General features: G+C 62.6%; 10 protein-coding genes. 3 read left to right on the plus strand and 7 right to left on the minus strand.

Annotation, left to right across the window (positions count from 1 at the left end; all coding sequences use genetic code 11):
* Positions 1-71 precede the first annotated feature (71 nt).
* The 3 genes from KY084_RS10175 to KY084_RS10185 all read right to left on the minus strand — a co-directional run bounded on the left by KY084_RS10175 (position 72) and on the right by KY084_RS10185 (position 1379).
* Positions 72-500: a septal ring lytic transglycosylase RlpA family protein gene (locus KY084_RS10175; protein ID WP_246587045.1), complete on the minus strand. Its 429-nt coding sequence runs from the start codon at positions 498-500 to the stop codon at positions 72-74.
* An 84-nt stretch (positions 501-584) separates the two neighbouring features.
* Positions 585-1160, minus strand: a complete 576-nt coding sequence (locus KY084_RS10180; protein WP_246587046.1) for a septal ring lytic transglycosylase RlpA family protein — start codon at positions 1158-1160, stop codon at positions 585-587.
* Positions 1161-1193: 33 nt separating this feature from the next.
* Complete coding sequence (locus KY084_RS10185) at positions 1194-1379, minus strand: hypothetical protein (protein ID WP_219238346.1); 186 nt, start codon at positions 1377-1379, stop codon at positions 1194-1196.
* Between the two features lie 35 nt (positions 1380-1414).
* Between KY084_RS10185 and KY084_RS10190 the strand changes: the two genes are divergently transcribed.
* The 3 genes from KY084_RS10190 to KY084_RS10200 are packed head-to-tail and all read left to right on the plus strand — an operon-like array spanning position 1415 to position 5269.
* Positions 1415-2563: an aldose epimerase family protein gene (locus tag KY084_RS10190; protein ID WP_219238347.1), complete on the plus strand. Its 1149-nt coding sequence runs from the start codon at positions 1415-1417 to the stop codon at positions 2561-2563.
* A complete protein-coding gene (locus tag KY084_RS10195; protein WP_219238391.1) occupies positions 2563-4383 on the plus strand; it encodes an IlvD/Edd family dehydratase in 1821 nt (606 codons plus the stop codon). The genes KY084_RS10190 and KY084_RS10195 overlap by 1 nt, the downstream gene beginning before the upstream one ends.
* A gap of 10 nt (positions 4384-4393) precedes the next feature.
* The gene (locus KY084_RS10200; protein WP_219238348.1) at positions 4394-5269 is read left to right on the plus strand and encodes an SMP-30/gluconolactonase/LRE family protein; all 876 of its coding nucleotides are present in this window, start codon (positions 4394-4396) and stop codon (positions 5267-5269) included.
* A gap of 5 nt (positions 5270-5274) precedes the next feature.
* On the opposite strand, the gene KY084_RS10205 is transcribed toward KY084_RS10200, so the two are convergent.
* From KY084_RS10205 to araD1, 4 genes are read right to left on the minus strand one after another with little or no spacing between them, the layout of a single operon-like run.
* The gene (locus KY084_RS10205; RefSeq protein ID WP_246587047.1) at positions 5275-7617 is read right to left on the minus strand and encodes a glycoside hydrolase family 127 protein; all 2343 of its coding nucleotides are present in this window, start codon (positions 7615-7617) and stop codon (positions 5275-5277) included.
* On the minus strand, positions 7617-9170 hold the full coding sequence (locus KY084_RS10210; RefSeq protein WP_219238349.1) for an alpha-N-arabinofuranosidase: 1554 nt from the start codon (positions 9168-9170) through the stop codon (positions 7617-7619). The genes KY084_RS10205 and KY084_RS10210 overlap by 1 nt, the downstream gene beginning before the upstream one ends.
* A 43-nt stretch (positions 9171-9213) precedes the next feature.
* On the minus strand, positions 9214-10134 hold the full coding sequence (locus tag KY084_RS10215; RefSeq protein ID WP_219238350.1) for a Gfo/Idh/MocA family protein: 921 nt from the start codon (positions 10132-10134) through the stop codon (positions 9214-9216).
* Positions 10131-11126, minus strand: a complete 996-nt coding sequence (araD1, locus tag KY084_RS10220; protein ID WP_219238351.1) for an AraD1 family protein — start codon at positions 11124-11126, stop codon at positions 10131-10133. Before araD1 ends, KY084_RS10215 begins: the two co-directional genes overlap by 4 nt.
* Positions 11127-11506: the final 380 nt, after the last annotated feature.

Consider the following 11506-nt stretch of genomic DNA (forward strand, 5'->3'; position numbering starts at 1 on the left):
CTCCATCTGCTGCATTGCATCAGAGCAACCGTCAACCGCTGTTTGGGTCGATCGTTCCGGGCAGACGCCGATCAGTCGCCCAGTAACGCCAGCGAAACCTGTCCACGCCCGCGTGCACGCAGCCCGATCTGTTCGGCGGCAGCGCGAGACAAGTCGATCAGCCGCCCGCGCGCATAGGGTCCGCGATCGGTGATCGTGACCACCACCGTCTTGCCGTTGGACAGGTTGGTGACCCGCACCCTGCTGCCGAATGGCAGGTCGCGATGCGCGGCGGTAAGGCTGTCGGGATCGCACGGCGCGCCGCTCGCCGTCGGCTGGCCTGCGATTTCATCGCCGAACCAGCTCGCCATGCCTTCACCCAATTCGGCGGCCGGGGCAATATTTCCACGCGGCAGCGACGCATCGGGCAGCGCAGCGTCGCCTGCCCAGGCCGGACTCGCCATGGCCAGTGCCGCCAGCGTCAAAACCAGTCCTGTGGTCGGATATCGTCCCTTCCCCATGGCCGATAGGCGTAGCCGCAACCCAAACGCACCGCCAAGCAAGCGAGCGGCGAAACGCGCCCAGCCGCCCTGACGGACCGACGATCAGACACTTTCGTTGATCAGCAGGCGCAATTCCACACGGCCGACCCCCTGTTTCATCAGGCCGATTCGCCGCGCCGCCGCGGTGGATAGATCGATCACCCGGCCTTTGACGAAAGGTCCGCGATCGTTGATCCGGACGACAACGCTGCGCCCGTTGGTTGGGTTGATGACGCGAACCCTGCTGCCCAGCGGCAGCGTACGATGGGCAGCGGTCAGCCTGCGCGGGTTGAACGCTTCGCCGCTTGCGGTCGGATTGCCCTCCAGACCGGGGCCATAATGGCTAGCCCTGCCGAATCCCATCGACCGACTGATCCGGCGAAGCGTTTCCATCGGGGTTGGGCGAATCTGGCGAACCGGCTTCGCAGCGGCGGCAAGCGCGGGATCGACCCCCGCCAGCCCGTTACCAAGCGCTACCTGTTCCATGGCATTGGCACGGTGCCACCAGCCGAAACCGAGCGCCAGCACGCCAAGCAACAGCACCGCAACGCCCATCCGCAGCATCCGTGCCTCCAGCTTGAGCCGGACAAAGGCGCGCAGACGCTGGCGCCGGTTCGGAAGCGCTGAACTGTCAGTCATGCAAAAACCAATGCGCCGCCCGCACGGATTGTTTCATGCGGGTTGTTTCATGCCGGCGCCCAAAACGTCTCCGCCCGCCTGCTCCACCTGCCAGGCCAGAGCGGTAGGCACGGCGGCATTCCATATGCCATGATGGATCAGGCCGCCAATCGCGATATACGGATCAATATGACGGCAACCGCGGGTTTTCTCCTTGAGATTCGGGTGTTTCGCTGCCATTTGTCTGAGTTATGACAATATTAGGGGACGATGTGATGAAAAGCTGGTTTCGAGGCGCCGGATTTCTGGCAGGCACGGCTTTTGTGCTCGGCATGGCAAGCGCCGCACATGCCGCCGATGCGAAGCGCGGACAGTTCGGCAAGCTCGATGACGGCACCATGATCGAAACGGTGACGCTGACCAACGATCACGGTATGAGCGTTACCACCATGACGCTCGGCGCTTCGGTGCAGACGCTGTCGGTGCCCGATCGCGACGGCAAATCCGACGATATCGTGCTGGGCTATGACAGCCCGGCAGAATATCTGGCCGATCCGCAATATTTCGGTGCGACGGTGGGTCGCTTCGCCAACCGGATCGACAAGGGTCGCTTCACGCTGGATGGCAAGCAATACCAGCTCGAAATCAATGACGGCCCCAACACCCTGCACGGCGGCAGCCAGGGGTTCGACAAGCGCGTATGGACGATCGATTCGGTCAAGAGCGGGCCCACGGCCAGCGTGACCTATCGCTACAAAAGCGTTGACGGCGAAGGCGGCTATCCGGGCACGCTGAACGTCACCGCCACCTATTCGCTGGGTGAGGACAACGCGCTGCACATCAGCTATCGCGCCACGACCAACGCTCCGACCATCGTCAATATCAGCAATCACAGCTACTGGAATCTGGGCGGTGCTACCGCTAACACTGGGTCGATGGACGACCTTTTGACGATCAACGCTTCGGCATTCACGCCGGTGAGCGATACGCTGATCCCCACCGGCGAAGTTCGTCCGGTCGATGGGACGCCTTTCGATTTCCGCACGCCGACGCGGATCGGCGATCGGGTGCGCGACGGATCGAGCGAACAAATCCGTTATGGCCACGGCATCGACCATAATTTCGTGATCGACGGAGAGGCGGGCACGATGCGTCGCATGGCGCGGGTCGAGGACCCGGACAGCGGCCGCGTGCTCGAAATCTGGGGCGATGGCCCGGCACTGCAATTCTATTCGGGCAATTTCCTTGACGGTACGATGCTGGGCAAGGGCAAGCATATCTATCGCGAGGGCGACGCGCTGGTGTTCGAACCGCAACTCTATCCGGATGCGCCGAACCATCCCAACTTCCCGAGCGCGCGGCTGGACCCCGGCGATACCTACAGCAACGACATAATCTTTAAATTTTCAACGGCGGACGAATGATGAGCGACGACGGCGTAAAGAAGGAAGACATCACCAGCGGGCGCGTATTGCGTTCGCGCGCCTGGTTCGACGATCCCGGCAATGCCGACATGACGGCGCTCTATCTGGAGCGCTACATGAATTTCGGCCTGACGCTTGAAGAGCTTCAGTCGGGCAAGCCGATCATCGGCATCGCACAGACTGGCAGCGACCTCAGCCCGTGTAACCGGCACCATATCGTTCTTGCCGAACGCACCCGCGAAGGCATTCGGCAAGCGGGCGGCATCGCCATCGAATTTCCCGTCCATCCGATTCAGGAAACGGGCAAGCGGCCGACGGCGGGCCTCGACCGCAACCTCGCTTATATGGCGCTGGTCGAACTGCTCTATGGCTATCCGCTCGACGGGGTGGTGCTGACGACGGGATGCGACAAGACCACGCCTGCGTGCCTGATGGCGGCGGCGACGGTGAACATCCCGGCGATCGCACTGTCGGTCGGACCGATGCTGAACGGCTGGCACAAGGGCGAGCGCACGGGATCCGGCACGATCGTGTGGAAAGCGCGCGAGATGCTCGCCGCCGGAGAGATCGACTATCAGGGCTTTATCAAGCTCGTGGCATCGTCCGCCCCCTCGACCGGCTATTGCAACACCATGGGCACGGCGACGACGATGAATTCGCTTACCGAGGCGCTGGGCATGAGCCTGCCCGGGCAGGCGGCGATCCCCGCCCCGTATCGCGACCGGCAGGAGGCGGCGTACCGCACCGGCCTGCAAATCGTCGAAATGGTCGCGGAAAACCGCAAGCCATCGGACATCCTGACGCGCGATGCGTTCATCAACGCTATCCGGGTCAACTCGGCGATCGGCGGGTCCACCAACGCGCCGATCCATCTTAACGCCATTGCGCGCCATATCGGGGTCGAGCTTTCGGTGGACGACTGGCAGACCTATGGCCGCGAAATCCCGCTGCTCGTCAATCTGCAGCCGGCGGGCGAATATCTGGGCGAGGATTATTACCATGCCGGCGGCGTTCCCGCGATCGTCGCCGAACTGATGAAGCAGGGCCTGATCAACGAAGACGCGCTGACCGCCAATGGCAGGACGATGGGCGACAATTGCCGCGATGCGACGATCGAGGATGATCGTGTCATCCGCACCTTCGACAATCCCATGCGCGAAAATGCCGGTTTTTCGGTGCTTCACGGCAATCTTTTCGACAGCGCGATCATGAAGCGGTCGGTAATTTCGGACGAGTTTCGTCAGCGCTTCCTGTCCGATCCGGACGATCCCGATGCGTTCGAAGGGCCGGTGATCGTATTTGACGGGCCTGAGGATTATCACGCCCGAATCGATCAGCCCGATCTGCCGATCACCGACCGTACGATCCTTATCATGCGCGGGGCGGGACCGATCGGCTATCCCGGCGCGGCGGAAGTCGTGAACATGCGCCCTTCGGCCGACCTCATCAAACGCGGTATCCATTCGCTGCCGTGCATGGGCGATGGACGGCAATCGGGAACCAGCGGCAGTCCGTCGATCCTCAACGCCTCACCTGAGGCCGCGGCGATGGGCGGGCTTGCCCTGCTTCAGACCGGCGATACGGTGCGGATCGATCTGAAAAAGGGGACCGCCGACATTCTGATCGGCGCGGACGAACTGGCGAAGCGCCGCGCCGACCTGGAAGCGAAGGGCGGCTATCCCTATCCCGAATCGCAAACGCCGTGGCAGGAAATTCAGCGCGGCGTGACCACCCAATATGACACCGGCGCGGTGCTCGAACCGGCGGTAAAATATCAGCGGATCGCCCAGGTCTATGGCGTTCCACGCCATAACCATTAAAGGTCAGGGCATGGTCGGGCATGTACGGGTGATCGAGCGCGGCGGCGCTCGCGATGAACTGGGCGAGGGGCTGTTCTGGTCGGTGCGCGAACAGGCGCTTTACTGGACCGATATCCTGTCGCGCAGACTCAATCGGCTCACCCTTGGCGATGGCAACGTCAAAAGCTGGGACCTGCCCGAAATGACCGGCTGGGTAATCGAACGCGCCAATGGCGACGGGTTCGTCGCGGGTATGCAGACCGGGTTTCACCTGCTGTCGATCGACGGGGATCGCGTGCGCACCGCGCCGATCGCCAACCCGCATCCCGACCTGCCCGACAATCGCATGAACGATGCGAAAGCCGATCGGGCCGGGCGCATCTGGGCAGGATCGATGCCGCTTAGCGCCGACAGGCCGAGCGGCGGCCTTTTCCGGCTGGACCCCGACCATTCGATGCACGTGATGGAAACCGGCTACACCATTGCCAACGGTCCGACGATCAGCCCCGACGGCGCGACCTTCTATCACACCGATACCGCGCACGGCCTCGTATATCGCTATGCCTTTGCCGATAACGGAAGCCTTGGCCCGCGTGAGACATTCGTCCGGTTCGAGGAGGATTGGGGCCGCCCCGACGGGATGACGGTGGATGAAGATGGCGGCGTATGGATCGCGCATTGGGGTGGCGCCTGTGTCAGCCGCTTCACCCCGCAGGGAGAGCGCGAGCGGATCATCGCGCTTCCGGCGAGCCAGATCACCAATGTCTGTTTCGGCGGGGCCGACCTGAACCGAATGTTCGTCACCTGCGCGGCTGAGGGAAAGCATGACGAACCGCTTGCCGGGTCGCTGTTCGAAGTCGATACCGGCGGCGTGAAGGGCGTCACGCCCGGCCTGTTCGGCGGCTGAACCGTTCAGGCGGTTCGACCGGTTTCCGCCGCCAGCATCCGTACTTCATACACTCGGCAGTCCGTGCCGCGTGTTTCGAAACGGATGCGGACACTGTCCTTCCCTTCGGTCCATTCCGGCGGAACGGGATAGTCATTCGACACCCATTGTTTCACCGGCGGGACCGAACGATGCTCCTCTACCAGTTGCTTGCCGTCGATTTCGATCACGAAATCCTTGTCGACCTCCTGCCCCCAATATAGCGCGCGAAGCACCATCGGGCCGGGACGCACGGCAAGCGTGAATTCGATGTAGTTGCCGCTGCCCCAGGGGAGCAGCCGCCCGCTCTTGCCAGCCCAGCTTTGCAGATCGGCATGGTTCATCGCGAAATCATGGTCGCGCTCGGGCTGCTGCTCGCCAATGTCGATCTGATCGACAGTGCGTTTCTTCAGCGCCTGTGCGGCACGTTGCGCCGCGATGAAGGACGCTTCCTCCCGCTTCCATCGCGCCGGGGTGAAACTTGGGAAATAGACGGCGGTGCGCCGGTCATACTGGTTGAAGAACGGCACCAGCGTTACCGCATCGGGCTTTGCCCCGGCGATGCGGAAGCGATGCGCCGCGGCATCGATCGGCGTGGCGGCCGCTTGCGGCGAAGCGCCGACAAGCGCGGGCGGCAGGCTGTCCCAATCCGCGCTTGCGGGGCCGAGGTCGGCGGCAAGCACCACCGGGCCATGCGTATAGGCGACAATGCCCGGATCGTCGGGCGTCGGTTCGATGTCCAGCGTCATCGGAAGCGTGAGTTCGATCCGGTCCCCGGCGCGCCATTCGCGGCGCAACAGCGCATAGCCGCCGCGCCGGTCGAACCGCGCCGTTTCCCCGTTGATGGCGATGCCCGGCGCCTTGGCCCAACCCGGCAGACGTATGGCAAGCGCACGGGTCATCGGCGCCTTCACCATCAGGGCGACCGTGTCGGCAAAGGGGTACTCCGTTATAAGGTCGATCCGCGCCCCGTCCCAGTCGAGCGTCGAGGGGATGAACAGGTTCACATACAGCGTGTCGGCATCGTGCCAGTAGATCGAATCGCCGTGCTTGGCATGGCTCTCCATCCCCGATCCGACGCAGCACCAGAAGCTGTCGTCATGCGTCGACCAGGTCCGCTTCGCCCCCGCCGACAGCGGCATGAAATAGGCGAACATGCCGGTTTGCGGATTCTGGCTGGCGAGAACATGGTTCAGGTGGACGCGCTCGTAGAAATCGAACAGCGCGGCATCGGGCGCCCAGCCATATTGGTGCCGGGTGAGCTTCAGCATGTTGTAGCTGTTGCAATGTTCGCAGGTCCGTTCGGTAATCGCCTCGCTTAGCTGGTCGGGCGGGCCGAAATGTTCGGCCTCCGAATTGCCGCCGATCACATAGCTGTGATGCGCGACCACGGTATCGCGAAAGAAGTGCGCAGCGGTCCGATCGCGCGGCTGTCCACCCAGTTCATGGATGCGCGCAAGCCCGATCAGCTTGGGAATCTGGGTATTGGCGTGCAGCCCGGCGAGTTGGTCGGTTTCCGCCGCCAGCGGATCGAGCACGCGATGATCGTAGATTTTCTCCGCCACACGCAGCCAGCGCGGATCGCCGGTAATCGCATGGGTGTTGGCATAGCTTTCGTTCAGGCCGCCATATTCGGCCTGAAGCAGCGTCTGCATCTGCGCCTCGCTCAATCCTTCGAGGATCGTTGCGAGATAGCCCGCCATGCCCAGCATCACCGGCAGCGCGCGCTCCACCTTCCCCGTCTGGAACGCGTCGATCAGCCCGGCATGGACCTTGTGCCAGGTATAAAGCGGCACCCATCCGCCATTGACGTCGAACCCGCCGGTGCGGATGTCGCCGCGGCGCACTTCCTCAAAAACGACCTTGCCATCGACGGTTTCGTCGGCACGCTCCACCGTGGTGCCGCCGATATAGCCGTCGCCATGCGCCGCCTGACAGAGCGCGAGTTCATCGATGATATAGGCAATGCGGCCACGCACCGCCTCGTCACCCGTCTGGGCGTGCATCAGCGAACAGGCGGAGAGATAATGGCCCAGCGTATGGCCGGCGATGCCGCGCGCTTCCCAGCCGCCGTAAACCGGCGCGCGTGGCGTCAGCCCCGCGCTCGCCCGGAAATTGTGGAGCAGCCGGTCGGGATCAAGCGACAGCAGATATTCGCGGTTGCGTTCAACGGCGTCGCGATACGGCCCCGGCTTCAGCCGGACCGCCGACAGCGGCACCGGGGTTACCCGGATGCGCGGCGATGGCGGGCCAACCGCAGTTCGCGCCGCAACCGGCCCGGCCAGCGCGACCACGCTTGCCGAGACCAGAAATGCGCGGCGCGAAAGCATCAGCGTTGGTCCACCGCGACTACCGCGATCGATTTTGCGGGCAGGTCGAAGGCGAGTTTCCCGCCATCGCTGGTGCCGCGATAGGCGACCGGATGGATCGTATTCGGCGCGTCGAACGTGTTGTGCGTGTCCATTGCGGGGCCGGTCAGGATGCGGCCGGTCGCGCTGCCAGACATGCCGGTCACGACATGCGCGGCACGGTCGGGGTCGGTATTGACCAGCGCAAGATACAGCTTGCCATCCTTGCCCCGCGCCGCCGACACATCGACCATGTTCAGCGAAATGTCGCCGTTGACGTAATCCGGGCCGTTCACTTCGGCCTTCAGCGGCGTCGCGCCCATGAACGGCTGATACATGTCGAACACGTAATAGGTGGGGGTCAGCAGCATCTTGTCCCCGCGTGTCAGGATCATCGCCTGAAGGACGTTCACCATCTGCGCGATGTTCGCCATCTTCACCCGGTCCGTATGCCGGTGGAAGATGTTGAGCGTCAGCGCCGCGACCTCTGCATCGCGCAGGGTATTCTGCTGGTACAGAAAGCCCGGATGCGATCCCGGTTCCTGGTCGTACCAGGTGCCCCATTCATCGACATACAGCCCGATCCGCTTTTTGGGATCGTATTTGTCCATGATCGCGCCATGCTTGCGGATCAGTTCATCCATGAACTCGGCATGTTTCAAGGTTGATGCCCATTTGTCCTCGGCAAAGCCGGTCGCAGGGCCCTTGTCCTCCCAGCTTCCCGGAAAGGTGTAATAATGAAGGCTCAGCGCATCCATCATATTGGATGCATCCTTCATCATCGTTTCGGTCCAGCGATAATCGTCGACATTCGCACCCGATGCGACCTTGGTGATCGGCGGCGCTTCGTCCGGCTTCCACACAAAAGTGGCGTAGCGGCGGTGCAGGTCGGCGGCATATTCGGGCTTCATATTCCCGCCACAGCCCCAGCTTTCGTTGCCGACACCGAAATATTTAAGGTTTTTCCATGGCTTGTCGCGGCCATTCGCGCGCCGTTCCTTCGCCAGCGTCGTATCGCCGTCGGCGGTGATATATTCGATCCATTGCTGCATCGCATGCGGGGGCAGCGACCCCATATTTCCGGCGATATAGGCTTCGGCGCCCAGCGCCTCGCTATAGTTCATGAATTCATTGGTGCCGAAGCTGTTGTCATAGGTGACGCCGCCCCAGGTGTAGTTGATCCGCTTCGGTCGCTTGTCGCGCGGCCCGATGCCGTCGCGCCAGTCATACTGGTCGGCGAAACAGCCGCCGGGCCAGCGGATGACGGGTGGATGCAGCTTTTGAATCGCCTGCATCACATCGGTGCGATAGCCGTTGGTGTTGGGAATCTTCGAATCCGGCCCCACCCAGATGCCGTCGTAAATGCCGCGCCCCAGATCCTCAGCGAACTGGCCGTAAATCTCCGGCGCGATCACCGGCCCGGCTTGATCCATTTCGATCTTTACCGACACATCGGCGCGGCTTTGCGCGTGGGCCGACGTTCCGGCAAGCGCCGCAGCCGCGATCGGCAACAGCAATTTCGTCACCCGTTTCATTGCATTTCTCCCCGTTCCCGGCGCGAAGCCGGGGGCAGTTCCATTATTCTTCGAAAGCGCCGACTTCGCGCCGACGGCCGAGCAGAAAGGCGTCGGCGACATGACGAAACGGCGACAGATCGGCATCGCTCTGCCGCGAGTCGAGCAATTCGGCGAAATGGCGATAGAGGCGGGTATATTCGCTCTCATCGCCGACCTCGACCGGTTTGCCGTCGATCGCGAGTTGCGATGCGCCCTTGGACAGTTTCAGGTGCCCGCCATCGGTTTCGATGTCGATATCCCAGGTCTGCGGCCCGCGCTGATCGAAATCGAATTCGACGCGCACCGGCGCCTGTCCGTGATCGAAGTCGAGATCGACGGCGATCGGCGCATCGCGGTTGGCGGGAAAGCGAAGCTCCGCCGATTTCAGCATCAGCGGTTCGGGCAGGATATGGGTCAGCACCGACAGCGCGTTGATCCCCGGATCGAACACGCCGATCCCCGGTTCCCATATCCATTCCTGGCCGGGATGCCAGACGCGGACATCCTCTTTCCAGTTGACGTCGACGCGGTGGATTTCCTTGCCGTTTAACCATTTGCGCGCCGGTTCGACGCCAGCCGCCTCGCGCGAATGCCAGGTGGCGTAGAAGATTCGCCCCGCTTTTTCGGCCATGCCGGCGAACGTCGCCGCTTCGCTTATCGTCGCGGCGGGCGGCTTTTCGATCATCACGTCCAGATCATGGGCAAGCGCGTCGGCGATCACCTTCATCCGTCCGCGCGGCGGGGTGCAGATCGACACCGCCTGAACGTCGGGATGCGCCTCCTTCATCTGCGCGATGGTGCGATATCCCGGAACGCCTTCGGGCGGTTCATGCCCGGTGACGGCGGCGACCAGTTCGAACCGGTCGCTCGCCGCGATGGTGGGGACATGCTGGTCGCGGGCGATCTTGCCGATCCCGACCAGCGCGATTTTCGTAACAGTCATAGCGACAGCACCTCTATTTCCTCGGACGTGGCGGCGGCCGCCCGCGACAGCGGGTTGCGCACCTTCATGGTGAAGGGGGCCGCCTCCACTTCGAATATATCGCCTTCGCGCGTCGTCACATTGTCGGCGAAGGACAGCGTTGCCGTGCCGAAGAAATGGACATGGACGTCGCCGGGGCGGCGGAACAGATCATATTTGAAATGATGATGTTCCAGATTGCGCAGCGAATGCGACATATTGGCTTCGCCCGACAGGAAAGGCTTTTCCCACAGCGTTTTGCCGTCGCGAACGATCCGGCTGGTGCCGCGCACATCGTCGGGAAGGTCGCCCAGCAGCAATTCGGGACCAAGCGATGCCTGCCGCAATTTCGAATGGGCGAGCCACAGATAGTTGCCGCGTTCGGTCACATGGTCCGAAAATTCATTGGCGAGCGCGAAGCCCAGCCGGCGCGGCCGGCCGCGATCATCGATGATATAGATTCCGGCGATTTCCGGCTCTTCGGACCCGTCGAGCGCAAAATCGGGCGATTCGAATGCAGCCCCCGGCGCGACAAGGCAGCTTCCGTCGCCCTTGTAGAACCATTCCGGCTGGACGCCGGTTTCGCCCGCGCCCGGCTTTCCGCCTTCCAGCCCCATGTTGAACATCCGCATCGAATCGGTCATCTGCCCGCCGGCCGCGGCCTGATGCATCTTGTTACGCCCCTCGGCCGAGCCGAGATGGGTAAGGCCGGTGCCGGTCAACAGGCAGTGCGCGGGATCGGGATGGTCGATCGGCGACAGGAGGCGACCCTCGGCCATCATCGATTCAATGTCCACCGCCTCGCCCACCGCGCCGCGCGCCGCCTCGGCCAGCGAAACGCCGCGTGCGATCGCATCGCCGGCCAGATCGTAAGTGCTCGCAATGCCCTTCAGGCGGACGGACGTCGCGCCTTCGTCATCCAGCATTGCGACCGCCCGCGCGCCGTTCGGCTCGCGAAACTGAATCAAACGCACGTAATTTTTCTCCTGATCATGAACCCCGACGGGCGGGTCGGATTATATTGTTTCCGTCCAGCCTCCGGCCACCGCCCTGTTACACGCCGTTTCCGATCAACGCGCAAATCGGGGCATCGGCAGACCACTGATAGCATAGCGATTAACGCTCTCCGGTCATTGTCGAAACAGATTACTCAGACATTTAAGATAGAATCGCAAGGTCATTCCATTGCGCGGTGCAGCATCGCACCCTGCCCTGGCGTTGAACATCGGTTCAGTTGAGCGATCGGCACTTCGCGAGACAATTTGTCCGAGAAAACGCATTTACGCTCTTGCAGCACGGGAAAACCCGCTCTAGGTCCTATTGTCTGAGTAATAACTAGATGCGCTCAGCGCAC

The sequence above is a fragment of the Stakelama flava genome, from assembly GCF_019351405.1.
Taxonomy (GTDB): Bacteria; Pseudomonadota; Alphaproteobacteria; order Sphingomonadales; family Sphingomonadaceae; genus Sphingomonas; species Sphingomonas flava_A.

Bases quoted from the DNA above. Each gene is read 5' to 3' on its own strand.
- KY084_RS10210 (WP_219238349.1), bottom strand. From the start codon at position 9,170: ATGAAACGGGTGACGAAATTGCTGTTGCCGATCGCGGCTGCGGCGCTT.
- KY084_RS10215 (WP_219238350.1), bottom strand. From the start codon at position 10,134: ATGACTGTTACGAAAATCGCGCTGGTCGGGATCGGCAAGATCGCCCGC.
- KY084_RS10185 (WP_219238346.1), bottom strand. From the start codon at position 1,379: ATGGCAGCGAAACACCCGAATCTCAAGGAGAAAACCCGCGGTTGCCGT.
- KY084_RS10180 (WP_246587046.1), bottom strand. From the start codon at position 1,160: ATGACTGACAGTTCAGCGCTTCCGAACCGGCGCCAGCGTCTGCGCGCC.
- KY084_RS10175 (WP_246587045.1), bottom strand. From the start codon at position 500: ATGGGGAAGGGACGATATCCGACCACAGGACTGGTTTTGACGCTGGCG.
- KY084_RS10205 (WP_246587047.1), bottom strand. From the start codon at position 7,617: ATGCTTTCGCGCCGCGCATTTCTGGTCTCGGCAAGCGTGGTCGCGCTG.
- KY084_RS10195 (WP_219238391.1), top strand. From the start codon at position 2,563: ATGAGCGACGACGGCGTAAAGAAGGAAGACATCACCAGCGGGCGCGTA.
- KY084_RS10190 (WP_219238347.1), top strand. From the start codon at position 1,415: ATGAAAAGCTGGTTTCGAGGCGCCGGATTTCTGGCAGGCACGGCTTTT.
- KY084_RS10200 (WP_219238348.1), top strand. From the start codon at position 4,394: ATGGTCGGGCATGTACGGGTGATCGAGCGCGGCGGCGCTCGCGATGAA.